Source organism: Bifidobacterium subtile (genome assembly GCF_000741775.1).
Classification (GTDB): Bacteria; Actinomycetota; Actinomycetes; order Actinomycetales; family Bifidobacteriaceae; genus Bifidobacterium; species Bifidobacterium subtile.
Genome location: NZ_JGZR01000007.1, coordinates 204,849 through 230,416, shown reverse-complemented (window position 1 = coordinate 230,416; position 25,568 = coordinate 204,849). Strand labels below are relative to the sequence as shown.

19 protein-coding genes and 1 pseudogene are annotated in these 25,568 nt (G+C 63.0%); 4 read left to right on the top strand and 16 right to left on the bottom strand.

Annotation, left to right across the window (positions count from 1 at the left end):
• The first annotated feature begins 214 nt into the window (after positions 1-214).
• On the top strand, positions 215-2,047 hold the full coding sequence (locus BISU_RS07875) for a cation:proton antiporter (protein WP_024464009.1): 1,833 nt from the start codon (positions 215-217) through the stop codon (positions 2,045-2,047).
• A 410-nt stretch (positions 2,048-2,457) separates the two neighbouring features.
• Here BISU_RS07875 and BISU_RS07870 read toward each other — a convergent pair whose 3' ends face one another.
• The 3 genes from BISU_RS07870 to BISU_RS07860 form a co-directional block, all read right to left on the bottom strand.
• Positions 2,458-3,147, bottom strand: a complete 690-nt coding sequence (locus BISU_RS07870; RefSeq protein WP_051922010.1) for an HAD family hydrolase — start codon at positions 3,145-3,147, stop codon at positions 2,458-2,460.
• 125 nt (positions 3,148-3,272) lie between these two features.
• Positions 3,273-5,135 (bottom strand): DNA repair protein RecN, encoded by a 1,863-nt coding sequence (gene recN / locus BISU_RS07865; protein ID WP_024464007.1) that lies wholly within the window; start codon positions 5,133-5,135, stop codon positions 3,273-3,275.
• The gene (locus BISU_RS07860; RefSeq protein ID WP_024464006.1) at positions 5,135-6,136 is read right to left on the bottom strand and encodes an NAD kinase; all 1,002 of its coding nucleotides are present in this window, start codon (positions 6,134-6,136) and stop codon (positions 5,135-5,137) included. Before BISU_RS07860 ends, recN begins: the two co-directional genes overlap by 1 nt.
• 171 nt (positions 6,137-6,307) lie before the next feature.
• On the opposite strand from BISU_RS07860, the gene BISU_RS07855 reads away from it, so the two are divergent.
• The 3 genes from BISU_RS07855 (at position 6,308) to BISU_RS07845 (ending at position 9,224) form a co-directional block, all read left to right on the top strand.
• Positions 6,308-7,666, top strand: a complete 1,359-nt coding sequence (locus BISU_RS07855) for a TrkH family potassium uptake protein (RefSeq protein ID WP_033502577.1) — start codon at positions 6,308-6,310, stop codon at positions 7,664-7,666.
• 29 nt (positions 7,667-7,695) lie between these two features.
• Positions 7,696-8,349: a potassium channel family protein gene (locus BISU_RS07850; protein ID WP_024464004.1), complete on the top strand. Its 654-nt coding sequence runs from the start codon at positions 7,696-7,698 to the stop codon at positions 8,347-8,349.
• Positions 8,350-8,525: 176 nt separating this feature from the next.
• Entirely contained in the window at positions 8,526-9,224 is a 699-nt protein-coding gene (locus BISU_RS07845) for a hypothetical protein (protein WP_024464003.1), read from the top strand.
• On the opposite strand, the gene BISU_RS07840 is transcribed toward BISU_RS07845, so the two are convergent.
• The 13 genes and pseudogenes from BISU_RS07840 to argC form a co-directional block, all read right to left on the bottom strand.
• Positions 9,173-9,943: a TlyA family RNA methyltransferase gene (locus tag BISU_RS07840; RefSeq protein WP_024464002.1), complete on the bottom strand. Its 771-nt coding sequence runs from the start codon at positions 9,941-9,943 to the stop codon at positions 9,173-9,175. The two genes, BISU_RS07845 and BISU_RS07840, sit on opposite strands and share 52 nt — an antisense overlap.
• A 91-nt stretch (positions 9,944-10,034) precedes the next feature.
• A complete protein-coding gene (locus tag BISU_RS13195) occupies positions 10,035-10,307 on the bottom strand; it encodes a hypothetical protein (protein ID WP_024464001.1) in 273 nt (90 codons plus the stop codon).
• Positions 10,308-10,321: 14 nt separating this feature from the next.
• Positions 10,322-11,368: an HAD-IIA family hydrolase gene (locus BISU_RS07830; RefSeq protein WP_024464000.1), complete on the bottom strand. Its 1,047-nt coding sequence runs from the start codon at positions 11,366-11,368 to the stop codon at positions 10,322-10,324.
• A gap of 519 nt (positions 11,369-11,887) precedes the next feature.
• A pseudogene (locus tag BISU_RS13190) lies at positions 11,888-13,267 on the bottom strand (tetratricopeptide repeat protein); the annotation flags it as partial.
• Between the two features lie 756 nt (positions 13,268-14,023).
• Positions 14,024-15,349: a tyrosine--tRNA ligase gene (gene tyrS, locus BISU_RS07820; RefSeq protein WP_024463998.1), complete on the bottom strand. Its 1,326-nt coding sequence runs from the start codon at positions 15,347-15,349 to the stop codon at positions 14,024-14,026.
• A gap of 129 nt (positions 15,350-15,478) precedes the next feature.
• Positions 15,479-16,972 (bottom strand): argininosuccinate lyase, encoded by a 1,494-nt coding sequence (gene argH / locus BISU_RS07815; RefSeq protein WP_024463997.1) that lies wholly within the window; start codon positions 16,970-16,972, stop codon positions 15,479-15,481.
• 324 nt (positions 16,973-17,296) lie between these two features.
• Positions 17,297-18,535, bottom strand: a complete 1,239-nt coding sequence (locus BISU_RS07810) for an argininosuccinate synthase (protein WP_024463996.1) — start codon at positions 18,533-18,535, stop codon at positions 17,297-17,299.
• Positions 18,536-18,841: 306 nt separating this feature from the next.
• Positions 18,842-19,360: an arginine repressor gene (gene argR, locus BISU_RS07805; protein WP_033502574.1), complete on the bottom strand. Its 519-nt coding sequence runs from the start codon at positions 19,358-19,360 to the stop codon at positions 18,842-18,844.
• Between the two features lie 215 nt (positions 19,361-19,575).
• Positions 19,576-20,541 carry an ornithine carbamoyltransferase gene (gene argF, locus BISU_RS07800; protein ID WP_024463994.1) on the bottom strand — a complete coding sequence of 322 codons (966 nt, stop codon included), beginning with the start codon at positions 20,539-20,541 and terminating at the stop codon, positions 19,576-19,578.
• A 245-nt stretch (positions 20,542-20,786) separates the two neighbouring features.
• A complete protein-coding gene (locus tag BISU_RS07795) occupies positions 20,787-22,130 on the bottom strand; it encodes an acetylornithine transaminase (protein ID WP_081672761.1) in 1,344 nt (447 codons plus the stop codon).
• Positions 22,120-23,079, bottom strand: a complete 960-nt coding sequence (gene argB / locus BISU_RS07790) for an acetylglutamate kinase (protein WP_024463992.1) — start codon at positions 23,077-23,079, stop codon at positions 22,120-22,122. Before argB ends, BISU_RS07795 begins: the two co-directional genes overlap by 11 nt.
• Before the next feature lie 137 nt (positions 23,080-23,216).
• Positions 23,217-24,383, bottom strand: a complete 1,167-nt coding sequence (argJ, locus tag BISU_RS07785) for a bifunctional glutamate N-acetyltransferase/amino-acid acetyltransferase ArgJ (protein ID WP_024463991.1) — start codon at positions 24,381-24,383, stop codon at positions 23,217-23,219.
• Positions 24,380-25,474: an N-acetyl-gamma-glutamyl-phosphate reductase gene (gene argC / locus BISU_RS07780; RefSeq protein ID WP_024463990.1), complete on the bottom strand. Its 1,095-nt coding sequence runs from the start codon at positions 25,472-25,474 to the stop codon at positions 24,380-24,382. The genes argJ and argC overlap by 4 nt, the downstream gene beginning before the upstream one ends.
• Between the last annotated feature and the right edge of the window lie 94 nt (positions 25,475-25,568).

Genomic DNA, 25,568 nt, shown 5'->3' with positions numbered 1-25,568 from the left:
TGTCAACTGTGCAAGTCGGTAACATAACAGTTTTGGGAGGCAATTTTCCTGCCGTGGAAGGTATTACATCGTCCGCCGCACGTACATCGAAATAAGCCATTACAGCAACGCCACCAGCTATGCCGCACTTTCGATACAATGCGCAAGTAACTTCGTACAAGGAGACAGGCATGGAACCCCAGACAGACGCGAATCTCGCGCACGAGGCAACGTCATGACCACACTACTGCTCGCCATCATCGCTGTGCTTGCTGTCACCGCAGCGGCCGATCTGCTCTCCGACAAGATCAGGATCGCCGCGCCGATACTGCTGCTGGTGCTCGGTGCCGGCGTCGCGCTGATTCCGAATATGCCTGCAATCGAGGCCATGCCCGAGTTTGTGCTTACCGTGATTCTGCCACCGCTGCTGTACTCCTCCGCCGTGAATATGTCGGTCTCCGAATTCCGCCGCAATCTCCTGCCTATCGGCGTGCTTGCCGTCGTTCTTGTGGCGCTCTCCTCTGCCGTTATCGGATTCGCTGTCAATCTGATGGCCCCCGGCGTCGGCATCGCCGCCTGCATCGCCCTAGGAGCCATCGTCAGCCCTACCGATGCCGTGGCTACGGCCATCGTGAAGAAGGCTGGCGTCTCGCAACGAGTCGTGACGATTCTGGAAGGCGAAGGGCTGGTCAATGACGCCACGGCGCTGGTGATTCTCAGTTCCGCAGTCGGCGCGATGACCAGCAGAATCAGCGCGGGGCAGGTAGTGCTCGACTTCGTTATCGCTGTGGTGGGGGCCGTCGTGATTGGCTGGCTTGTGGGCCACGTGATGATCTGGCTGCGTTCGAAAATCAACAGCGCCACGCCTGACACCGTGCTTTCGCTGGCCACGCCTTTTGTCGCCTTCCTGCCGGCCGAGTTTCTGCACAGCTCGGGCTTGGTGGCAGCGGTTGTCGCCGGGCTGGTCGTCAGTCATCGCGGCCCTAGATCGCTCACGCCGACGCAGCGCATGTCAAGCAAAACGACGTGGAACTCGCTGATGATGATTCTGGAATCGTCAGTCTTTCTGCTTATGGGCTTGGAACTCACCTCCGTTGTCAGCGACCTCGAAGGAGACTCCTTCAGCTGGCGCTTGGCTCTCGGCGTCGCTGCCGTCACATTGGCGCTCACTCTTATTTTGCGCACCGCCGTGACCATGCCGCTGCTCAGTGTTTTAGCGCGCTGGTCTGGGCGCAGGGCGCGCTTCAAGTCTCGACTGCAGCATGCCTCGGAAAAAGTCGGTGCGGCGCTCGATTTGGAAAGCGCGCTGGCACAGCAGGAGCCGCAGCAGGCCAATGCGACCCATCAAGGGCGGCGCAACTGGCTTCAACGGCGGCTGACGCGATTGGTCTCAGATTTGGACTATCACACCGATCACCCTTTGGGGCCGCGCGAAGGAAGCGTCATGGTCTGGGCCGGAATGCGCGGCAGCATCACGCTGGCCGCGGCCCAGACATTGCCCTTGGGCACCGCGCACAGGTCGTTCCTCATCTTTGTCGCCTTCCTGGTCGCCGCCGCTTCGCTGCTCATTCAGGGAACCACCCTGAACCAAGTCGTCCGGCTCGCCAAACCCGCGCGAACCGTCGGAGTCAGCCGCGACGAGCATGATGCGATTCGCCAGCTCATCCGCCATGCCGCCCGCACGGTGCGGCCGCCCGGGGCCATCTGCAATCTGCTGGTCAAGTTCAACATCGACGTGACGAGCAAGGACGCCAATAGGGACCAGATCCGCAGGGCGGCGATGGCGCTGGCACGCCAGCAGTTCGAAGCGATGCGGAATTATTCAGGCGACGACGATAATGACGCGGATTCGGGACCCGGCCAACTTCCACTCGGTCCTATGCAGGACCGCCGCCGTCTCGCTGAAATCTCCTACGATTATGCGCTGGACATCATCGTCGCGCAAAGAACGGCCCTGCTCGATGCCAACGACGCGGGTCTGTTCTCGCCTGAGGGCATCGGCGAAGCGCTGGACATCCTCGACGCCGATCAGCTGTCGTTGGAAACACGAGCCATCTCGCTGAACTGATACGACGAAATCAGATTTCATATTTGCGCATGGGTCAGTGGATTGGCTGCTTGGTCGCTCTATGCTGCGGGAGTCGGCGAGTGCCAAAGTTCTCGCAGACCTCTCGAAAACCGGCTATCTGCGTTGTGTGAGGCGTTAACTTGGCCTTGTCCAGGTCTATCTGCGTTATGTGAGGCGTTAATTCTTTGACACCCCGAGTATCACTGGCCAGAAATGGCGGTTCTGTGCCGTCTGATACTCGACAATCCAGAAAATAGCGCCTCACACAACGTAGATAGACCTCCACAGCATCCCGATAGCGCCTCACATAACGCAGATACGCCCCCGGGCAATCATCGGCACGGCGTCGGACTCCTGCTCTCGACAGAAAACCGACTTTACACCGACTCGACTTTGCCTGTCCTCGGCTTCTACAGCACTGCCGGCGCATCAGCGAAATCGAAGAGCACACCGTCCGCGATGCCGCAGATCGACTCCCAATTCATGTTGGACGAGTCGTCGTGCATCGCCCAGACCTTCATATCAGCCGACTTGGCCGAGCGTATGCCCTCAAGCAGATCCTCGAATACGGTGCAATCGGCGGGCTGGACACCGAGTCTACGGGCCGCGAGCAAATAGACATCGGGACGGTCCTTGCCCACATCGCCTGCGTCATCGACGCTGCACAGCACATCGAAGTACTTGGCGATGCCGACATGCTCCATCGCCGGCTCGCGAAGCTCAGGCGGCAGCGAAGTCGCCACTGCAAGCCTGGCGCCGGAGTCCTTGAGCGATTGCAGGTATTCCGCCGCATGCGGTTTGGCTTCCACGACGCTGGAATAGGCGATCTGCGCCATCGCGTTCCACTCGTTCATCAGCTCCTGCGGGCTGTCAAGCAGGCCAAATCGCGCGATGGTGTATTCGGCGATCTGCTGAAACTGCATCGCGCTGACCTTGGACATATAGTCACTAGGAACCTCGAACCCGCGCCGATGCAGAAAATCGATATCGATCTGATCCCAGACGCCCATAGAATCGAGCAGCGTGCCATCCAAATCGAAGATGGCACCTTTGCCCGCATTGACACCGTTCGTAGCTGCTTTGCTGCGTTGCTGAGCCATAATTTCCCCGTTCTTTGCTGTAACTGTCTTCGATGCGTTTGTCTTCGGTGCGCTGCCATATCGATTATTGCCACGGCAAATACATATTCCCGCAGCACTACTGCCCGAATTATATGCTCCCCACGTCACTGGCCGCTTGAGGCAAGGAGTTCGCGGGCGTGGTTCAACGACGCCGCCGATTCGCTGCCGGAGAGCATGCGCGCTATCTCGCGCACCCGAGCATCGCCATGCACCGCGCTCACGCCTGTAGCGACAACGGGAGTCGCTCCCCTGTCACCTGTGTCCCCACTGCCTTCGGCGGTATCAGCAGTGCCGACTTCCTTGGCTACGACGAATTGCGCGTCGGCCCACGAGGCGACCTGCGCCAGATGGGTCACGACGATGACCTGGGCATGCCTGGCGAGCCTCGCCAAACGGCGGCCAAGCTCTACCGCAGCCTTGCCGCCGACACCGGCATCCACCTCGTCGAAGATGAAGGTCATCTCGGAGCGGTCGCCGCGCTTGTCTGCCGCAGCCAGCTCCAAGGCGAGCATCAAGCGGCTGAGCTCGCCGCCCGAAGCACTTTTGCCCATCGCCAACTGCGCCGACCCGGGAAATGGCGTGAACAGGAACTCAATGTCGTCGCGTCCGTGAGCATCCAGCGAGCCGGTATCAGAGGCTTGCTCACGCTGCGTCTGCCGCGCTACCGACGAACGACGTGCCGCCGAGCGCTGCGCCGCCGAATCCCCCGTCGTCTTCGCTGTTTCCGCGCCGGCATGCGCCGCAGCCGCACGCTGCGTGACCCGAATATCCAGCCGAGCACCGGCCATCGCCAACGAACCCAGTTCCTCGCTCACCGTCTTCGACAGCTGCTTGGCGGCCGCGCTTCGCACCCGGCTCAAAGCCTCTGCAGCCTGCAACGCCTTGCGATAGGCCTTGCCGCGCCGCGCCTCAAGCTCTTCAAGCTTCTCTGGCGAAGCATCCATATCCTCCATGTCGAGCACGGCTTGATCTCGCCATGCGATGACATCCTCCACGCCCGGCCCCCAGCGCCGGGTAAGCTCGCCCAATTCGTGAATACGGGCGTTGAGCGAATCGAGGTCATCCACATCCTCGTCGGCGTTGAGCTGGCTGGACAGCGTGAAAACCACATCCGCGATATCCGCGGTAATCGACGCCAGCCGATCAGCAGCCTCTTCGAACGGCCCGGAAGCATGAATCGCCCGCAGCGACTGCTGGGCATGCTCAATCAGGCCTGCTGCACCGGGGCCTGCTGCGTCCACATCGATCTGCGAGGAATCAAGGGCTGCCAAAGCCTGGCCCACCCCGCGCGTGATGTCGGCGGCATTCTCGATGCGCGAGCGTTTGGCCTTCAGCTCCTCATCCTCGCCCGGATACGGGTCTACTGCATTGATCTGCTCGATGGATTCGCGCAGATAGTCGGCCCGCTGGCGCACCGAGGCTTCCTGGGATTTGAGCGTGCTCAGCCGCTCGTCCAAGGCACGTAGCTCGCCCCACGCCGCACGGTATGCGTCACGCTCCTGCTCGTCTCCGGAGACCATGTCGAGGAACTCGCGCTGGCGCGCACTTGAAGCGATGCGCAGCTGATCGGCCTGACCGTGAATCGTGACCAGCTGAGCCGCAATGTCGGCAAGCACCGAACGCGGCACGCTGTGCCCGCACAGCACGGCCCGCGAGCGCCCCGAACTGGGCACGGTGCGCGAAAGGAACAGCTCGCCGTCTTCAGGCAGCGAGCTGCCCGCATCCTGTGCCACGGCTGCGGCCGCAGAATCGGGCGATACGGCAAAAACGCCTTGCGCCCATGCCTCGCCGGCCTGCGCGGAAACCTGGCCGCTGTCGGCTGAGGCCCCGGAAATCAAGCGGATGGCGTTGAGCAGCATCGATTTGCCGGCGCCTGTCTCGCCTGTTATCGCGGTCATGCCCGGCGAAAAGGCGAGCCTCGCATGGCGGATGGGGCCGAGAGCGCTGATTTCAAGCTCGCTTAGCATCAGCAGTCGCCTGCTTCCGCACAGCCAGCAGCTTCACCGCCAGTATCGTTATGAGCGAAGTCGTTAGGCGCATTGTCATTATGCTCGTTGCTGGTCTGTGGCCTGCCCGCCGCGCGATCCGCATGATGATCCTGATCGCGCCAGCTGACCACCGGGAGATTGAATTTGGAAACCAATCGATTCGTGAAAGGAACCCCTGACAGGCGTGCCAAGTGGAGCGTATCCCGCGATTCGCGCACTTCGATGCGCGTGCCTTTGGGCAGTTCGCGCTGGCGGCGGCCGTCGCAGCAGATCCAGCCTGCGGATGGCGAATTCTCCATGATGTCCAAGGTGAACTTGGAGCCCGAGCCGATGATCAGCGGCCGCGCGAACAGGGCGTGGGCGGCGATGGGGACCAGCTGCAGCGCCTTGACATTCGGCCATATCACCGGGCCTCCCGCAGAGAATGCGTAGGCGGTCGAACCGGTCGGCGTCGAGATAATCGTGCCGTCACAGCTATAGGAGTTCATCGCCACGCCATCCACGCGAACAGCCAGGGAGATCATTTTGCCGCGATCTGCCGTGCCGAGCGTGATGTCGTTGAGCGCCCAATCGCTTATCGGCTCGCTTTCGCCCGGCAGCCACACGTCGGCATGGGCGACCATGCGCTCGTCGATCGAGTAGTCGTGATCGGCGACCCGCTGGATGGCCTCGCTCATCTGGAAGCTTTCGAATTCGGCCAGGAAGCCGATATGGCCCAGATTCACGCCCAGAATCGGCACGTCGGTGCAGTAGATCAGCTCGGCTGCGCGCAGAATCGTGCCGTCGCCGCCCAGCACCACGACGATCTCCGTGTCAGGGTCGACGGCCTTGGTGCTCATGCCGAACGCCGGCGCCTCGGTGTTGTCTACGATGGTGACGGAGAATCCCGCGTAGTTGAGCTGCTCGATCGCGTCGGATATCACGCCCTGCTCCCGCAGACTGGGGTGGGTGACGACCACCGCATGCCGAGTATCGGCCATGGTTGCGCTTCTTTCTCGCTCGAAAACCTTTGGCGACATCCCATACTATAGGAAACATCGAACGCACAGCATACAGTAGGACTGCAATAAGCAGTGGGCGATAAGGAGCATGCGATGCCGCATCCCATCTTCGAACGCCATGAGACCGGATCGGGCAGGAACACCAAGGGCATGCGATACCGCATAGTCCACCTCGCCGCACGCATGTTCTCGCACCCCGGGCGGATGACGATTCTGTATTTCGGCGTGCTTATCGTTCTGGTCACTCCATTGCTGATGACGCCCCTCGCCTCGCACGAGAAGCAGCCGACCTCGATTCCGATCGCGTTCTTCACCGCGGTTTCGGCCCTGTCGACCTGCGGCATTCCCGTAGTGAATACGACCACGCACTGGACCTTCTTCGGCCAGGCCGTTATTCTCCTGTCGGTCCAGATCGGCGGCGTCGGCGTCATGACCTTCGCCTCGCTGATCGCCTTGGCCGCCAATCGCCATATGCGCGCCTCGCAACGCCTGCTGACCGCCAGCGAGCTGGGCACGACGAAGCTCGGCGAGGTGCGCGGCGTGCTGCGCGTGGTGGTCGCCACCGCGCTGGCCATCGAATCCATCACCTTCGTGGCTCTGTTCCCCGGGCTTTTGCACATCAATCATGGCCGCATCGGCAACACGCTGTGGGAGGCGCTGTTCTACGCCGTTTCGTCATACAACAATGCCGGATTCACCCCCGATGGCGCAGGACTGCATGTCAATTCGTGGGCGGTGGGCCTGCCCATCATGCTCAGCGCGTTCTGCGGCACGCTGGGCTTCCCGGTGCTCATGAATCTCATGCGGGCGGCGCACGGGCGCATCCCGCCGCGCAAATGGACGCTGCACACCAAGATCACCTTGTTGACGACCTTCTCGCTGCTCGCCACGTCGCTGGTCTGGTTCCTGCTCGTCGAATGGCGCAATCCGTATCTGTTCCGCAACGCCGACTTCGAATCGCGGCTGCGCGGTGCACTGTCGGCCGCAGTGATGCCGCGCAGCTCCGGATTCGATCCCTCGTGGGTGCCGCAGGTGAGCGAGCCGACCAAGGTGTTCATGAGCGCGATGATGTTCATCGGCGGCGGCAGCACCTCGACCGCCGGCGGCATCCGCGTCACCACGTTCGCTGTAGTGCTGCTGATCTGTCGTGCGGCCTTCACCGGGCACAAGGATGTCAACGTCTTCCATCGGCGGCTGCCCACGCGCATCCATTTGACGGCGGTGAGCGTGACCACCGCCTGCTTCATGGTCGTGGTCGTCACTTCGATGGCGCTGATGATGGTCACCGGCGCGTCGCTGACCGACGCCCTGTTCGACACCTGTTCGGCCTTCGGATTGGGCGGGTACTCGGTCGGCGTGGCGTGCGCCGACAATCCGGCCGCCTTGATGCTTCTGGCGGCGACGATGATCATCGGGCGGCTGGGGCCGATGACCATCGCCTACGCCATCAACCGGCCGCTCGCGGACGAAGTGGTGCGCTATCCTTGTGAGACGATCGTCGTCGGGTAGATGCGCGGATTTTCAGGTAGGAGGATTCAGTGGCGAACACGAATACAAGCGTTCTGGTCGTGGGGTTGGGACGATTCGGCGTGGCGGTCGCCCGCACGCTGGACGCGCTCGGTCAGGATGTGCTGGCGGTGGACCGCGACGCTGAACTCGTCAACCGCTGGTCTTCGCAGCTGCCCACCGTGCAGGCGGACATGACCGACGCGATCTCGATCGAACAGCTCGGCGCCAAGGACTTCGACACCGCAGTCGTGGCCATCGGCGACAGCGTCGAATCCTCGGTGATCACCGCGGGCAATCTGCTGGACGCAGGCATCACGGACCTATGGGCGAAATCCGTCTCCGAGGAGCACGCCCGCATACTCGAACGCATCGGCGTGCGCCACATCATCAACGCGGAAACCGATGCCGGCAAGCGCGTCGCCCATCTCGTCTCCGGCAGATACCTCGACTATATCGAGATCGAAGGCCCGTATTCGGTTGTCAAGGTCCACACTCCCGCGCATGTCGTCGGCGTCTCGGTCGCGGATGCACGCGTCAAGGAGCGCTTCGGCATCACTCTGGTCGGACTCAAGGCTCCGGGGCGGGATTTCGAATACGGCTCGGATGCGCTGGTCATGCACCGCAACGACGAGCTGATCATCATGGGCACGCAGGACGAAATCGACCACTTCATCCGGGGATGAGGATCCGCTGCTGGCATATGCTCTGCATGCAGGCGCTTTGCAACACGATGAAGGAATTGTACTAGGTTTTCTGCAGTTTCCTGCATATGGAGTCGCATCATGCGCAAGAAACCGGTATGCATGGAGGATACTGTCGCGCCGATGCGACGGCGACGCCGCGTGGAAGGGGCACACGGATGAACCTCAACCTCACATCGTTTGGCGGCATAATTCGCTCGGGGGTCTACGGCCATCTCATCTTGAACGGGGTCCACACCATCGAGGGCGGAGTGCGGTTCAAGCGGCTTACCGTCAACGGGCAGGTCCGCGGACCGCAGTATGTCGGCGGTCATATCGTCTTCGTCTCCGGCGAGCTCATCAGCGACGGGGACGTGCAGGTGCGCCGGATATCGGGGCACGGTCGAATGCTGGTTATGGGACGGCTGCGCTGCGAGCTGCTTGATTTCACCGGCGAAATCAAAACAGCGCGGACACTGCATTGCATGCAGCGCATGAACCTGCACGGCTCGTTGAACGCCTCAGGCGGTGTGACAGCGGATCATATCGAGATATGCGGCGTGGCCGAGGCGACGATGATGCATTCGCGAATCACTGCGATCGCGCCGTTCGAAAGCAAGCTGTTCAAACGCTTGCGGACGCGCGCATACTATGGACCAAGCCGGGTGCGCACGATTCACTCCGGCAGGCTGACGGCCCGCAAACTCGTCTGTTCGCATATTCGCGTTGATTCCGCGACGCTTCTGGATGGTTGCCGCATCGAATACGCCGAGTTCCAGGATGAGCTCGAACTCGACCGTTCATCTTCGGTAGCGCTGTTCACCGATCACAGCCAGCGTACGTTCGGATCTCCTTCGGAACGTGTCAGACAGGCGTAAAGCAGGTATTCGATATTGCCTGATCCGCCTGCGATCGGGCTGACACAATGCCCGCGAACTTCGAAGCCGTATTCCTGTGCGCAGTCCATTACCGTGCGCAAGGCCTGCTCTCGCAGCTCAGGGTCTTCGACGACGCCGTTCTTTCCCAGACGGCCTTTGCCGACTTCGAACTGCGGTTTGACCAAGAGCACCGCCTGGGCGCCAGGCGCGGCGAGCCGTGCGACAACAGGGATGACGTAGGTCAGGGAGACGAAGGACACGTCGGTGACGACCATGTGCGGTTCATACGGCAAGTCGCCGGGCATGACCTCACGGATATTGACGCCGCTCATCTCGATGATGCGCGGATCGGCGGCGATACGCGCATCGAGCTGGCCATGGCCCACATCGAGGGCGATGACGCTGCTCGCGCCCCGGCGCAGCAGCACATCGCAGAAGCCGCCCGTCGACGCGCCGATGTCGAGGCATTGCAGGCCTTGCGCAGATGGCAGACCGACTGAGGAGAAAGCTTCGAAGGCGCCGACCAGCTTGTAGGCGCCACGAGAGACATAGTCCTCGCCCTTGTCGACGCTGAGATTGTCGTCGATTCCCACCGGCGTGGAGGATTTGCGCACCGCCTCGCCGTTGACGAGGACATGCCCGGCGCGAATCAAGGACTGGGCTTTGGAGCGGGTCGTGACCAAGCCTCGTTCCACGAGCGACAGATCCAGCCGGCGCAGCCGTGCACCCGCGGCGTCGTTCCCGGCGGCACGAACACCAGGATATGCGCCGGAGCACACGTTGAAACGGCTTGACTTCGGCAGTTCCCGGCTAGCCACGAACGCTATCCAGGTCACGCTGCAACTGGACAAGAACGCTGGAATACGCCGCGATGCACTCCTCGTCTTCCAGCCCCTCCAGCTCGGCAAGCTTGGGGTATCGCCGCAACAGGTCATCGGCGGTTTCGACGGTGGATCCTTGGGCGGCGGCAGGTTCGGCTGCGCCGCTGGCGCAGGCGCGAGCATCCTCGGAATCATGGGAATTCCCGAATCCGTCCGAGTCGCCGAAATCTTCGCCTTGCACGGCGTGGGTGACGCTGTTCATCGTGCCCAGGCTCGTCACAGATCGAAGTCAGGGAGCGCGATAGACGCGATGTCCCTGCCGCCATCGGCATATTCCCATGCCAAGCAGCATGCGGCTCGCAACGCGTTGATATCATTGACGTCGCTGACGTGCAGCGCGCCATCCACGATCCGGGCCTGCGCAGCGCCATCCGCAGCGCCGCACAGCCATGCGCCGTCTTCTCTCCGCGTCGGGGCAGGCTGAGCCTCATTGAGACCACGCAGATCGGGAACGATATATGTAGGGCGCAGATGCGCCGGCGCGGTCATCAGCTCATGCGGGTTGGTGACGCCGGTGAGCACGGCCAGCGAATCATAGCTGCCGCGGTTGCCCGCCTCGATATCCGTGTCTAGCCGGTCGCCGATGGCCAGGCACGCCTGCTTCGCCACCGGCTCCTCGCCGTCTCGGGCAGCCAGCAGCCGCGCCTCGTCGTACATCGCCGATTCCGGCTTGCCGGCCGAGGCGACCGGTTCGACGCCGGTAGCAGTGATGACGGCTTGGATGAGCGAACCGCAGCCCGGGGCGATGCCCAGCTCGCGGGGTATCGTCAGGTCGCGATTCGTGACGAAATAGGCCGCGCCGCGCTCGACGGCAAACGAGGCCTCGGCCAGCTCATGCCACGCCAAGTCCGGATACCAGCCCTGAATCACCGCTTGCGGATTGTCCTGTGCGCCTTCAACCACGCGCAAGCCTTGTCCGCTGACCTCTTCGCGCAGATGCTCGGCGCCCAGCACGAGCACCGACGAGCCGACATCCGCATGGCGGGCGACCATGCGGGCTGCCACGACGGCGGAGGTGATGATCTGCCACGACTCGACATCAAGCCCGAAGCCGCGCAGCTGCTCGGCCACGACGCGCTGGAAGCGCGAGGAGTTGTTGGTGGTGTATTCCACCGTCATCCCGGCATGCTCGGCCGCGCGAATCGAATCGGCCGCATGGTCGATGGGATTCTTGCCTAGGTACACCACGCCATCCAGATCGAGCAATGCCAGATGATAGGCCTGGCTCAGCGCCTGCATCGTTCCCTGCAGAAAACGTGTCATGATCTCGCTCCTCTTTTTCGTTCCGTTCATTGCCCGCAGCGCGCGGTTCTATGCCTCGGATTCGTCGCTGGTCGTGTCCGGGGACGACTCGTCCTGCTGCGCTTCCTGAGATTCGTCGGCAGCATCCCGCTCCGGCCCGGTTGCGAGGCCATCAGCAGCAGCCTGCTCGGCTGCTCCGCTTTCAACCGACATGCTGCCATCCGCCTCGGGTTCAACACCGTTTTCAGGCGCGGCAGACTCCTCGGCGGCCTGCACGCCGGACAAAGCCTCCTGCGCCGGCAGCTCCTGCTCATCGTCCTGCGCCTTGGCGGCTTCCGCCTCGGACTGGGCACGCAAGTTGCCTTCCGTCGCATCTGCAGTCGTGTTGGACGGCACGGTATCGACGTCCACCGCAGCATCAACGTCTGCTGCGGCATCGTCAGCCGCCGAGACCGCAGCAGCCTGTTCGGCGGCGTCAAACGCCTCAGCCTCGCCAAGTGCCTCAAGCGCCTCAGCGTCGCTGTTCCGTTCGACAGTCTCTTCGGCGGCTTCGGCGGAATCCGATGCATCGTCCAGCGCGTCTGCGTTGGATTCAGCAGAGACGTCGCCTGTTGCGTCAGCTACGGATTCAGCCATCGGCTCGCCGGCAGATTCCTCAGCGCGCTCGTCGTCAACGTGCTCATCCGGCGCATACTTCGCGTCGTCCCAAGTGATGCCGAGCTTGTCCATCAGTTCGCCCGGAAGATCCTCAAGATCGTAGTCGATGACGATATCGTCCGATTCCTCGTCCTCATCCTCGTCGGCATACTGCAATTCGAGGCGTTCGATCAGCGGATCGAGATCCGCCGCCTGGTCGCCGTGGCCGGATTCCTCAAGGAAGTACTGCTCCGCCTGCAGTGCGCGCATGCGGTAGGCGCCGGGAAGTCCCTTGGAACGGCCGAGCTTGTGCACGACCTCGACGGCCTGATCCCACATCTGCAGGTCGCCCAACGCGCCGGCGTACACGAGGAACATCTCGACCTTCGACTCGCCTTGCAATCCCTTGCCTTCGTCGGACAACGCCAGCTCGACGGCCTTCTTCGGGTTGCCCAAGCCGCGTTCGCAGTCAGCCATGAACGGCAGATAGTCCGGGAAGCCGTTCATGCGGTGCGCGGTCTGGAACTCGCGCAGCGCCAGCTTGTAGTCGCCCTGACGATAGGCGATGAACGCCAGCGTCTCGCGGCTGAAATCGATGCGCGAGGCCTGCCGCGCCACCCATTTGGCGTGCTCGAGAGCCGCCTGCGGATCGCTTTCCTCAAGCGTGTATGCGGCCAGGATATGCAGCCCGGTATTCTCGGCATGTTCCTTGGCGAGCCCGCGCAGGCGCTCCTTTTCATCCTTGGAGAGCATCGACCACTCCATGCCTCGTGGCATGCGCGGCTCGTCGGGCCGACGGTGCGTGTACGGGTTCTGCGAGGGGAAGGATATCGTGCCGTCGGAATTGCGTCGCGGAGCGTTGAGGTAGCCGTCTCTGCGCTGCGCACGGTAGCCGTCGCGATCGTCGCGATCGAATCTGCGACCTGCGCCACCGCGGCGATCATCTCCACGGGCATCGCGGCGGAAACCATCGCGGCGATCGTCATGCCGTTGGCCGTCTGAGCGATAGCCGCCGCCCTGGCCGTCGCGGCGCGGCGCGTATGAACGCCGTCCGCCGTCATTGCGATTGTCATCACGGCGCTGAGAATCGTGCGAACGGTAGCCGCCGCGCTCATTGCCATGTTCTGCGTCGCGGTGGAAATCGCGACGGAAGTCACGCCTATCACCGCCCCGGCGATCATCGCGATGACCGTGCTCGCCATTGCCGCGATAGCCGCCCCGGCGATCGTCGTCATGATGGTATCCGCCGCGCGAGTTCTCCCGGCGATCGCCATTGCCGCGATAGGAATCGCGACGGTCATCGTTGCGGTCATTGCGGCGGAAATCACGACGTTCGCCGTTTTGGCGATATCCCTCGCGGCGCTCCCCCGATTCCCCGTCGCGGTGGAAGTCCTTGCGGTATCCCTTGTTATGGAAATCGCGGCGCTGCTCGCCATCGCGATGGCCGCCGTGCCCGTAGCGCGGGCTCTCCCCGTCGCGCCGTCCGCGGTAGCCGCCTTGCCCGCCATCGCGGCGCGGATTGTCATACCGGCGGTTCCCGCCACGACCGCGATCCGAGAACTGCCGTCCCTGGCCTTCGCCGTCGCGACGCTCCCCGTCACGATCGTGGTCATGATATCCACGATTCGGACGGCCGTCGTTCGAACGATGGAATCCGCCGCTGCGCCCCTCGCCATAGGAGTGGCCTGAACGCCCTCCCTTGGAGCCATAGGAGCGTCCCGACCGCCCACTGCCTGAGCCATGGCCGGCCCCATTGCCTGAGTGGGAGTCCGACCTATGCGAGCCGTGTGATTTGCCGTCGCGCGATCCGCGTTGTTCTTCTGCCATAGTCATTCCTTAACGTTGATGATGTTCTGTATCGTTGTCACTGCTCGTCATGCATTGCTGTTCATCGCGTATTGCCGCCATTGTCGCGGTCTTTCGCCGCGATTCCGTCCATAGGCGTTCTGGTGCGACCATGCCCCTTGCCGGCCTGCGCACCAGGCTCAATCCGTGTTCCACACGAAGGCTTCTCACGGCACGGGACGCGGCCGCGAATACTCACTGCCGCTCGACCACGCCGAGGGCTTTCTTCCCGCGTCGGATCAGCGCGAATCTGCCATGCAGGAAGTCCTGGTCGCCCAGCGTCTGCTCGGCGTCGGAGACGCGCGCGTTGTTAACGTAGACGCCGCCCGAGGCGATAGTCTTGCGCGCCTCGGAAATCGACTTGAACAGTCCTGCCGCGGCTCCTGCCTCGGAAACCCGCTCGCCCGGCTTCGCCCGTGCGAATGACGCTGACCCGTCATCGCCGATCTCGGTCTTGAGCCCGTCCAACGCGGCTTCCAACGTCCGCGAATCAATGGCCTGCAGATCGCCGCCACGCCCGAAGAGCGCCGATGAGGCGTCGATGGCCTGCTGCGTCGCCTCATCGCCATGCACGAGGCTGGTCACCGCCCACGCCAACGTGCGTTGGGCCTCGCGTGCGCCGGGATTCGTCGCGATGCACGCTTCGAGCCGTGCGATCTCCTCCTTGGGCAGGAAGGTGAAGACCTTGAGCAGCTTGGCAACCTCGACGTCAGGCTGATTGAGCCAGAACTGGTAGAACTTGTACGGGCTGAGCATCTCGGGGTCGAGCCAGACCGCATTGCCTTCGGACTTGCCGAATTTCTTGCCCTGGCTGTCGGAGATGATCGGGCTAGTGAATACGTTGACGTTCGTCTCGCGCACCTTGTGGATCAGGTCAAGCCCGGAGGTGAGGTTGCCCCACTGGTCGGAGCCGCCAAGCTCCAACGTGCACCCGTATTCGTCGAACAGATGCAGGAAATCGTTGCCTTGCAGCACCTGGTAGCTGAACTCGGTGAAGGATATGCCCTCCTGCGATTCGAGACGCCGCGCGACGATGTCCTTGGACAGCATGGTGCCGATGCGGAAGTTCTTGCCCACATCGCGCAGGAAGTCGATGACGGACATGCTCGCGGTCCAGTCGTAATTGCTCACGAAGCGCACCGGATTGCTGCCGTCGACCTCAAGAATGCCGCTGATCTGCGATTTGAGACGCTCGGACCAGCCCGCTACGACTTCCTTGGGGTTGAGCGTGCGCTCGCCGCTCTGCCGAGGGTCGCCGATCAGCCCGGTCGCGCCACCGACCAGAGCGATCGGATGGTGTCCCGCAGCTTGAAGGTGCCGCATGATCACCAGCGGCACGAGATTGCCGACGTGCAGCGACGGCGCCGTCGGATCAAAACCGCAGTAATAGGTGATCGGCTTGCCATCCAATGCCTGCGCGAGCTGATCGCGATCCGTGGACTGAGCGATCAGTCCACGCCAGTTCAACTCCTCGAAGAGGGAGTCGAATCCCGCTTCCTTGAAATTGGTGACGTGAGCCATGTCTGGTGCCTCTCCCCTGTCAAATTGTGGATAACGACATGCACGGACATAAGCCGTGCAAACCTTTCCAGTTTTGCAGGACGCGGCGACAGCACTGCTGCAGACGAGACCAGGCGATTGCGCGGCGAATCAACGCAGGGTTTCAGGAGCCTTGTAGGCCGAGCCGTCGCTGATCGAGTGGGCAAAAGACCTGAGCGCATCGAGCATCGCCCTCGCCCCTGCGAGCTGCTCGCGCACGCGGGTGGGCGAAGTGCCGCCCTTGCCGTTGCGGGCGGCTACCGAGCCTTCGACCGAAAGAACCTCGCGCACTGCCGGGGCCTTGTCGGCAGGCAGGAAGTTCGAGAATATCTCAACGAAATCGCCGTCGTCCAGATCCCAGAGTTCCCCGCCGCGCTCCTCGGCCCGCCTGACGCAAGCGCCGGAGAGCTCATGCGCATGGCGGAAGGGCACGCCGTTCTTCACCAGCCATTCCGCGATATCCGTAGCCAGCGCGAAGCCGGTGGGCGCCTGCTCCCTCAGCCGGTCGTGATCGAAGGTCATCGTCGCGATCATGCCGCAGAATGCCGGGAGCAGCACTTCGAGGGTGTCGACCTGGTCGAACACCGCTTCCTTGTCCTCTTGCAAATCCCGGGCGTACGCGGTGGGCAGGCCTTTGAGCGTGGCCAGCAGGCCGGTCAGATCGCCGATGAGGCGGCCGGCCTTGCCGCGCGCCAGCTCCGCGATATCGGGATTCTTCTTCTGCGGCATGATCGAGGAGCCGGTCGAATAGGCGTCGTCGAGCTTGACGAAGGAGAACTCCTGCGTGTTCCAGATGATGATCTCCTCGCTCAGCCGGCTGATGTCCACGCCGATCATGGCGGCGATGAAGGAGAACTCGGCGATGACATCACGACTCGACGTGCCGTCGATTGAATTGCTGGTGACTTTGGAGAAGCCCAGCTCTCGCGCGACCAGCACCGGTTCCAGACCCAAGGTGTTGCCTGCCAACGCGCCGGAGCCGTAAGGACTGGCGTCAATGCGGGCGTCCCAGTCGGCCAGGCGCTGCACATCGCGCAGCAGCGGCCAGGCATGAGCCAACAGTTGGTGGGCCAGCAGGACCGGTTGCGCGTGCTGCATATGGGTGCGGCCCGGCATCACGGCATGCCCCGCCTCGACTGCCTGGGCGGTGATCGCGGAGACGACTTCGAGTACATCGCTGGCCACGATCCGGGCGTGCCGGCGCAGCCACATGCGAATCAGCGCAGCGATCTGGTCGTTGCGCGAGCGCCCGGCGCGCAGTTTGCCGCCGAGTTCGTCGCCTGCGATGTCGATCAGCCCTCGTTCCAGCGCCGTCGCCTCATCCTCGTCGTCTTCAATGGGCGCGAACGCCCCCGAGTCCACGCGGCGCTGCAGCTCGTCAAGCGCCTCTTCCATGCGTTGCAGCTCGTCGTCGCCCAGCAGCCCGGCCCGGCCCAAAGCGCGAGCGTGGGCGCGGGAGCCGGCGATGTCGTCATCGGCAAGCCGCCAGTCGAATTGAGTCGACTTCGAGAGCCGCGCCAGCTCGGGCGAGGGTCCGGAGGCGAATCGGCCTCCCCACAACGCCAGATGTTCGCCATTGCCTTGCGGTTGCGCCGTATCCGTCATCGCCATGCTCCTTATCGTTCGCTTCATGTTCGTTATTCGTCATATCGGCCATTGCTGCCGAAGCTGTTGCCTGGGCGAACAGCCATCCAGCAGCCATATCCAGCAACCGCCGAGCAGCCATTCGATTGCCATTGGGTACGCCGGTCGTCCAATTGATCGACGTATACATCCGGCATTCAACAACAGTTATCCAGCAGCCATACAACTTGCGAGGGTACCAGTGCGGATCTACCGCGCCGGTACCCTCGCCAATGGCTACCGCTTTAACTGGAGCGCGAAATACCAATCGTGCCCCGGCTGAAGCCATTATTCAGCAGCCTCGCCTCAGGCGACCGCGTCCTGCGGCACGACGATGCCGTTGCCGAATTTGACGTCGCGAGCGGCGGCGACCTTGCTCGGCAAGCCGTATATCTCGATGAAGCCGTTCGAAGCGCCTTGATCGAAGCTGTCGCCCGAATCGTAGGTGGCCAGATTATAGTCGTAGAGCGAGGTTTCGGAGCGGCGACCCGTCACCACGGCACGTCCGCCGTGCAGCACCATGCGGATTTCGCCGCTGACATACTGCTGGGTGTCTTCGATGAAGGCGTTGAGCGAGTGGACCGCAGGCGAGAACCACTGCGCGTCGTAGACCAGCTCGCCCCAGCGCTTGTCGATGTCGCGCTTGATGCGGTGCTGTTCGCGTTCGAGGCAGCAGTTTTCCAGCTCCTCATGCGCGGCGATAAGCGCCACGGCGCCTGGTGCCTCGTAGAGTTCGCGCGACTTGATGCCCACAAGTCGGTCTTCGATGATGTCGATGCGGCCGATGCCCTGTGCGCCGGCGCGGCGGTTCATCTCCTCGATGGCCTGCAGCGGGGTCACCTTGCGCCCGTCGATCGCCACGGGAATGCCCTGCTTGAATTCGATGACGACCTCATCTTCGACCGGCGGGAACGCGGGATCATCAGTGTAGCTGTAGCAGTCCTTGGTCGGCCCGTTCCACGGATCCTCGAGGAATCCAGTTTCGATGGCTCTGCCCCAGACGTTCTGGTCGATGGAGTACGGGCTTTTCTCGGTCTGCACAATCGGCAGATCGTGCTCTTTGGCGAAGCGAATCTCGACGTCACGGGTGAGCGAAAGATCGCGAATCGGGCTGATGGCCTTGAGCGTCGGGTCGATGGACTGGATCGAGACCTCGAAACGCACCTGGTCGTTGCCTTTGCCCGTGCAGCCGTGCGAGATGGTGTCCGCGCCGAACTGGTGCGCGGCCCGTACCAGATGCTTGGTGATCAGCGGGCGCGAGATGGCCGAAACCAGCGGATACACGCCTTCGTACATGGCGTTGGCCTTGAGGGCCTTCATGCAATATTCCTCGGCGAATTCCTCGCGGGCATCCACCACATATGCCTCGACGGCTCCGCAGTCGAGCGCACGCTGCTTGATCGTATCCAGGCTTTCGCCGCCTTGCCCGACATCAAGGGACACGGCCACCACATCCTTGCCGGTGCGCTCCTTGAGGAAGGCGATCGCAACGGAGGTATCCAGCCCGCCGGAGTACGCCAGGACGATTCTGTTCTTGTCGCTCATAGCAACCCTTTCTATAACGTCATCATGAGTATATACGAAATACTGTATATTTATGCAATTCGGTGAGTCGCATGCCATCCCACGCGAAATCCGCCGCTGCTATCAACCAGTACAGCGGCTGCAGGAACCGCTACGGAGCATGCTATCTGCCAGCCCATAAGACAGCTGCGCGGTACCGGACTCACCAGTTCCTTCTGCCTTCGCCCGATGCATCGGACCCTTTCGCGCGGCACGGAGCATGATCTCGCCTTGTTCTTTCGCCGCGTACTTGTGCCGTGTGGATTTCGCCTCCGCCGCCAATAATCCTCACGCTGTGCGCGAGGCCACGGACAGCAGCCAGGCGGCCCGTTCATGAGCCATCGATTCCTTGGCGCAGATCATCAGCACGGTGTCATCGCCGGCGATCGTGCCGAGCACCCCGTCCAGCGGCTGCCGATCGATCACGCTCGCCACATACTGCGCAGCGCCGGAGGGCGTGTGAATCACGACGAGCCTGCCGGCATCGGCGACCGAAACCACCAGCCCGGAAAGCACTCGCGATATCTGCTGCTCGATGCGTTCGGAGCCGCTCCCGGAGACATCGTCCGCGGGCTCATCGCCGAGCGTGTATGCAACCGTGCCGTCGCGGAGCCGGGCCTTGGTCGCGTTCATCTCGTCGAGATCGCGGCTCAGCGTGGCCTGCGTCACCTCGATGCCCTCGTCCGCCAGCACCGAGGAGAGCTGCGATTGCGAGGTGATGATATGCGTCAGCAGCGCCTGCTCGATGGCGCTCAGCCGCGCCGCGCGTGTCGCCGGGCGGTGGAGCGCAGGGCGCGGACTGTCGATGAATCCGGCCACGTCGGCGCCGTTCGAATCAGCGCCGTCCGAATCGGCACCGCCCACGTCGCCATGATTCGAGGCAGCCCGATTCGCATCATCATCATGGTTTGCATCATCACGGTTCACGCCGTCATAATGCACGCCGTCAGCGCCCATATCGTTGCTGTCTGCCTCATCGCTGTTCATGGCATGCATAGCACGGTCACTTGCGTCAGCAGTGCTCACGACAGCAGGCTTTCATCGCCGCGCTGCTTGCCGATAAGCCAGGTGAGCAGCGCCTTCTGCGCATGCAGGCGGTTCTCCGCCTCGTCCCATACCGCGGTCTGCGGCCCGTCGATGACCGAGGTGGTGACTTCCTTGCCGCGATATGCCGGCAGGCAATGCTGGAACAGCGCGTTCGGCTTGGCCAGCGCCATAAGCTCGTCATTGACCTGATATGCCCGGAAGGGCTTGGACCGAATCGCGTATTCGCTTTCCTCGCCCATTGACACCCAGGTGTCGGTGAACACGCAGTCGACGCCCGACACGGCTTCGGCCGGATCCGTCGTCACGAGTATCGAGCCGCCGGTGGTTGCGGCGATGCGCTCGGCATCGGCCACGATCTGGGCATCGGGCAGGTAGCCGTTCGGACCGCTGATGCGCACATGCATGCCCGCCGTGGCACCGCCAAGCAGGTAGGAATTGGCCATGTTGTTGGCGGCGTCTCCCAGGTACGCGATGCTCATGCCCTCAAGCGCGTTGACCCCGCCGCGCAGCTGCGCCAGCGTGAGGAAGTCGGCCAGGACCTGGCAGGGGTGGAACTGGTCGGTCAGCGCGTTGACGACCGGCACGGTGGCGTATTTGGCCATCTCTTCGACGCGCTCCTGCCCGAAGGTGCGCCACACGATGGCCGAGGTCATGCGTGTCAGCACGCGGGCGGTGTCGGCGACCGGCTCGCCGCGCCCGAGCTGCGAGCCCGCCTTGTCGATGACGAGCGGATACCCGCCGAGTTCGGCGACGCCGACCGAGAAGCTCGAGCGTGTGCGCGTGCTCGGCTTGTCGAAGAGGACAGCCACCGCCTGCGGGCCGTCGAAGGGTCGGTGGTAGAAGCGGTCCTCGCGGAATCGCATTCCAAGTTCGAGCACCTCGCGCTGCTCGTCGTGCGATATGTCGTCATCGCGCAGCATGTGGCGTAGTTGGCCGGTCATAAGCGTCCTCCTTGTGGCTTCCCTGCATTGCTGTTCATCATACCCATCGTTTCGATGCGCATTGTCGTTTCCATGGTCATTGTCATTGCAATGCCCATCGTCGCATCGGTTATCACGAACCGCCTGCTGCATGAGGCCGCTTCGCGCGGCCGCATGCAACGAGCACTATGCAATGAATACCTTCAGTTGTTGATATGTTCAGTACTTCATATATTCAGTAGTTGCGATTCATGCGTTCAGCCATCTCAGTCATCGGGCAGATCGCTGGGGATGGCCGCGAGTATCGCGACCGCCTCGCGCACGTCGCTCTCGCTGACGATGAGCGGCGGGGCGAGGCGCAGCGCGTCCGGCGCCACGGCGTTGACGATCAGGCCATGCTCAAGCGCCCAGTTCATCGCCGCGTGCGCGCAGGGATGCGTCAGCTGCACGGCACGAAGCAGTCCGCGCCCGCGCACCTGCTCGAAGAGCGGGTTGCCCGTCGCCATAATGCCAACGCTGAGCTGCTGGCCACGTGCCTCGGCATTGGCCACCAGATCGTCGTCCTCGATCACCTTCAGCGTGGAGAGCGCCGCGCTTGCGGCGAGCGGGTTGCCTGCGAAGGTGGAACCGTGTGATCCCGGCCCGAGCAGGTCGCTGAGCTGCTGTCCGAAGGCGATCATGCCGCCCATCGGGAAGCCTGAGGCCACACCCTTGGCGAAGGTGATGGCATCGGGAATCGCGCCGCCGGAGAGGTCGGTCCGTTGGAAGGCGAACCACTCCCCTGTGCGCCCGATGCCGGTCTGCACCTCGTCGACGATCATCAGCGCATGATTGGCGTCGCACAGCCGCCTGACGGTGCTGACGTACTCGGCACCGAGCGGGCGTACGCCGGCCTCGCCCTGAATGAGTTCGAGGATGACTGCGGCGACCGGCCCTTTGCCATCCTGACCGCTTTGCGCGAAGGCCTGTTCCAACGCCGCCTCGTCGCCGGCCTGCACGAATTGCACGTCGGGCAGCAGCGGATTGTAGGGTTCGCGGATGGACGGCTTCCATGTGGCGCTCAGCGCGCCCAAAGTACGGCCGTGGAATCCTTGCGTCATTGCCAGAATGCGCGCGGGGCTGCCGCCCTGCTCCGGATCCGTGCCCGGCAGCGTCCTACCGTACAGCTTGGCGAGCTTGAGCGCCGCCTCGTTGCCTTCGGCGCCGGAATTGCCGAAGTAGACATGCGAGCCAGCGGGTGCGCCAGCCAGTTCGATGAGCTTGGCGGCAAGCTCGATCTGCGGGCGGGTGGCGAAGTAGTTGCTCGTGTGCGCCACCTTGGCGGCCTGCTCGCTGACGGCCTGCACCCACTGCGGGTGCGCGTAGCCAAGCGCGTTGACGGCGATGCCCGCTAGGAAATCGAGGTATTCATTGCCGTCGACGTCCCAGATATGCGTGCCTTGGCCGTGGTCCATCACGCGCAGCGGCGGGCCGAACACGCCCATATGCACCTGCGCGTACTCGTCGAGCAGCGCATGGCTTTGCGCTCCGGGCTTGCAGAGAGCTTCGCCGTCGGCAGTGCCGCCGACGTAGGAGTTGGATGTGGTTGATTGCTGCGATTCAGTGCTCATATGCGTTCCTCATCAATATGCCGTCCTCCGGAACGACCATCGTGCCGATGCCCGCGGAGGTGAAGATTTCGTTCAGTATGGAATGGGGCTTGCGCCCGTCGATGATATGCGCCTGCCTTACGCCACCATCCAGCGCCCGCACGCACGCCTCCATCTTGGGGCGCATGCCGGACTCGAGATCGCCGAGGATGTCGCGCAGGTTCTCGACGCCGATCTGGCCGACCAACGACTCGCGGTCGGGCCAGTTCGCGTACATGCCTTCGATGTCGGTGAGGATGATCAGCTTGCGTGCCCCCAGCGCCGAGGCCAGCGCGGCAGCGGCCGTATCGGCGTTCACGTTGAGCACCTGGGTCGCATTGTCCTCGTCCGGAGCCACCGAGGAGACCACCGGAATGCGCCCGGCGGCAATCAGATCCTCGACGGCGGAGGCGTCGACGCTCACGACGTCGCCGACCAGCCCGATATCGGTCGGCTTGCCGTCGATTATCGGCTTGCGCTTCATGGCCGAGAACAAACCGCCGTCCTCGCCGGAAAGCCCTACGGCAAGCGGCCCGTGGATGTTGATCAGCCCGACGAGTTCGCGCGAGACCTTGCCGGTGAGCACCATGCGCACCACTTCCATCGCCTCGGGAGAGGTGACGCGCAGCCCGCCCCGAAACTCCGAGCGGATGCCCAGCGCCTTGAGCATCTGCGAAATCTGCGGGCCGCCCCCGTGCACGATCACCGGATGCATGCCTACCTGCCGCAGGAAGGCCATATCCTGCGCGAAGCACTCCTTGAGATGCGTGTCGACCATGGCGTTGCCGCCGTATTTGACCACGACGAGCTGCCCGGAGAATTCCTCAAGCCAAGGCAGCGCCTCAATCAGCACTTCGGCCTTCTGGTCGGGCCTCAAATCGGTGTGCACATCGAAATGAAACCCAGGCCCCCGTAATTCCTGCGCCGCCATCAGCGTCCTTCCCATATATTGAACATAATCGTATTGAACATAACTGTTTTGACCACAGCGGTATCGGGCATCACCGTATTCAGTGCCTTATTCACAGCCATCCCGCTCCCTGTGCTACCCGCATGTTCCCAGTCGGCTTACTCGTACGCGGCGTTGATGTTCACGTACTCATGAGTCAGATCGTCGCTCCACACCGTGGCCTGCTGCTCGCCGGCGTGCAGATCGATGTCGATGAGGATTTCGCGCGGCGTCATGTCGACTTCGGAGCGGTCGCGTCCCGGCTTGCCGCCGTCGCATACCTGCACGCCGTTGATCGACACGTCGACCTCGTCGGCGTTGAAGGCCGCATCCTGCTCGGGTATCGCGCCCAATGAGCTGACCACCCGGCCCCAGTTGGGATCATTGCCATAGATCGCGCATTTGAGCAGGTTCGACGCGGCGACCGCACGGGCGCACACCAGCGCCTCATCCTCGCTGCGCGCGCCAGCCACGGTGATTTTCACGTCATGGCTCGCGCCCTCGGCGTCGCCCACGATCTGCCGGGCCAGACTCGCGCAGGCCTGCGCCACCAGATCGTTGAATTCGTCCGGGTCCGGTTCCACGTCCGAAGCCCCCGAAGCCATGAGCAGCACGGTGTCGTTGGTCGACATGCATCCGTCGGCATTGATGCGATTGAAGGAATACTCGGCAGCGACGCCCAGCGCCGCCTGCAGCTGGCCTGCGGAGACGACGGCATCCGTGGTGATGACGCACAGCATCGTCGCCAGCTGCGGCGCGATCATGCCTGAGCCTTTGACCATGCCGCCGAGCCGGTATCCCGTGCCTTGCGCGGCGAAGGTCTTCGGCTTCGTGTCGGTTGTCATAATCGCGTGCGAAGCATCGACGCCAGCCTGCTCACCCGCTGCCAGCGCGTCATAGGCGGCATGAACGCCGGCGGTGACATGCTCCAACGGCAGCAGCTCTCCTATCAGCCCGGTGGAGCACACCGCGACATCCTCCGCTTCGATGCCGAGCAGCTCAGCAGCCGTCCGCGCGGTGGCGTGCGACTGCTCGTAGCCGGCCTCGCCGGTGCATGCATTGGCACCGCCCGAATTGAGCACGACGGCCTTGGCATGGCCATCGGCCACCGCAGCTCTGGACCAGCGCACCGGTGCTGCACAGAAACGGTTCGATGTGAACACGCCTGCTACCGCATCGAGCGGTCCCTCGTTGACCACGAAGGCCAGATCCTTCTTGCCCGGCTTCGCGGATATGCCCGCGTCCACGCCCGCCGCCTTGAATCCTTGTGCATACGTCACGCTCATGGCGCCACTCCTATCTTGTTGAGTCCTTTGTCCTCAGGCAGCCCAAGGGCGATATTGAGAGATTGCACCGCCTGCCCTGCGGTGCCGCGATTGAGATTGTCAATCGCGGCGATGGCCAGCAGCCGATTGGCGTTATGGTCCACGGCAACCTGGATCTGCGCGGCATTCGAGCCCAGGACGTTCTGCGTGGCCGGCAGCTCCCCATCCGGCAGCACGGTGATGAACTGCTGGTCGCAATACAGCCCGCTCCACACGTCATGAATCGCCGCATCATTCATGCCCTGCGCCTTCTCGCTCAAAGGCGCGGAGACGCAGGCGAGAATACCGCGGGCCATCGGCACGAGTATCGGGGTGAACCCGATGGCGAAGCGTTCGGCATCCCGCGCCTCAAGACCCGCCGCATGGGCGAAATTCTGCAGGATCTCAGGAATATGCCGATGGCTTCCGCCGACGCCATACGCATGCGCGGAGCCGAAGGCCTCGGATGCGAGCAGATCCGTGCGCTTCAGGCTTTTACCTGCGCCCGAATAGCCTACGGCCAGGTCCGCCACAATGCCCTTGGGATCGACAAGCCCGTGCGCGATGGCCGGCTGCAATGCCAAGGTGACCGCGGTCACATTGCAGCCTGGGCCTGCTATACGGGTAGCTCCGGCAAGCGTCTCGCGCTGGCGGCGATACGAACCGTCATCATGCGTTCCCGTGACCAGCTCGGGCATGCCATACGCCCAATGCTCGTGGAAATCGCCGCCGTAGAAGCTGTCCCACGCCGTTTGCTCCTCAAGACGATGGTCGGCACCAAGGTCGACGACGCGAACCGAAGGGTCAAGCCTGTCTGCCAACGGGCCAGAGGCACCATGCGGCAGCGCGAGCACGACCACGTCGTAATGGTTGAGTACTTCGGGAGTGGTCTCTTCGATCACGAGATCGGCAAGCTGCGGAATATGAGGCATAAGACGGCCGAAGCGCTCGCCGGCCGAGGCATGGCCCGTCACGCAGGCCACCTCGAAATCAGGGTGCTGCGCGAGGATGCGCACCGCCTCTCCGCCGGCATAGCCCGTAGCGCCCGCTACGGCCACCGAATACCTGGACATGTCTGCCACCTTCCGAACGTCTTTGCAACGACATCGGCCAGTATACATGTTATGCGGTATATTGCATAATTATGCAGTTCGTGTCGTGTTGCGG

What these genes read in the sequence shown, in the direction of transcription:
- BISU_RS07875 (WP_024464009.1), top strand. Translation starts at nt 215, where the DNA reads ATGACCACACTACTGCTCGCCATCATCGCTGTGCTTGCTGTCACCGCA.
- BISU_RS07870 (WP_051922010.1), bottom strand. Translation starts at nt 3,147, where the DNA reads ATGGCTCAGCAACGCAGCAAAGCAGCTACGAACGGTGTCAATGCGGGC.
- recN (WP_024464007.1), bottom strand. Translation starts at nt 5,135, where the DNA reads ATGCTAAGCGAGCTTGAAATCAGCGCTCTCGGCCCCATCCGCCATGCG.
- BISU_RS07860 (WP_024464006.1), bottom strand. Translation starts at nt 6,136, where the DNA reads ATGGCCGATACTCGGCATGCGGTGGTCGTCACCCACCCCAGTCTGCGG.
- BISU_RS07855 (WP_033502577.1), top strand. Translation starts at nt 6,308, where the DNA reads ATGCGATACCGCATAGTCCACCTCGCCGCACGCATGTTCTCGCACCCC.
- BISU_RS07845 (WP_024464003.1), top strand. Translation starts at nt 8,526, where the DNA reads ATGAACCTCAACCTCACATCGTTTGGCGGCATAATTCGCTCGGGGGTC.
- BISU_RS13195 (WP_024464001.1), bottom strand. Translation starts at nt 10,307, where the DNA reads ATGAACAGCGTCACCCACGCCGTGCAAGGCGAAGATTTCGGCGACTCG.
- BISU_RS07830 (WP_024464000.1), bottom strand. Translation starts at nt 11,368, where the DNA reads ATGACACGTTTTCTGCAGGGAACGATGCAGGCGCTGAGCCAGGCCTAT.
- tyrS (WP_024463998.1), bottom strand. Translation starts at nt 15,349, where the DNA reads ATGGCTCACGTCACCAATTTCAAGGAAGCGGGATTCGACTCCCTCTTC.
- argH (WP_024463997.1), bottom strand. Translation starts at nt 16,972, where the DNA reads ATGACGGATACGGCGCAACCGCAAGGCAATGGCGAACATCTGGCGTTG.
- BISU_RS07810 (WP_024463996.1), bottom strand. Translation starts at nt 18,535, where the DNA reads ATGAGCGACAAGAACAGAATCGTCCTGGCGTACTCCGGCGGGCTGGAT.
- argF (WP_024463994.1), bottom strand. Translation starts at nt 20,541, where the DNA reads ATGACCGGCCAACTACGCCACATGCTGCGCGATGACGACATATCGCAC.
- BISU_RS07795 (WP_081672761.1), bottom strand. Translation starts at nt 22,130, where the DNA reads ATGAGCACTGAATCGCAGCAATCAACCACATCCAACTCCTACGTCGGC.
- argB (WP_024463992.1), bottom strand. Translation starts at nt 23,079, where the DNA reads ATGGCGGCGCAGGAATTACGGGGGCCTGGGTTTCATTTCGATGTGCAC.
- argJ (WP_024463991.1), bottom strand. Translation starts at nt 24,383, where the DNA reads ATGAGCGTGACGTATGCACAAGGATTCAAGGCGGCGGGCGTGGACGCG.
- argC (WP_024463990.1), bottom strand. Translation starts at nt 25,474, where the DNA reads ATGTCCAGGTATTCGGTGGCCGTAGCGGGCGCTACGGGCTATGCCGGC.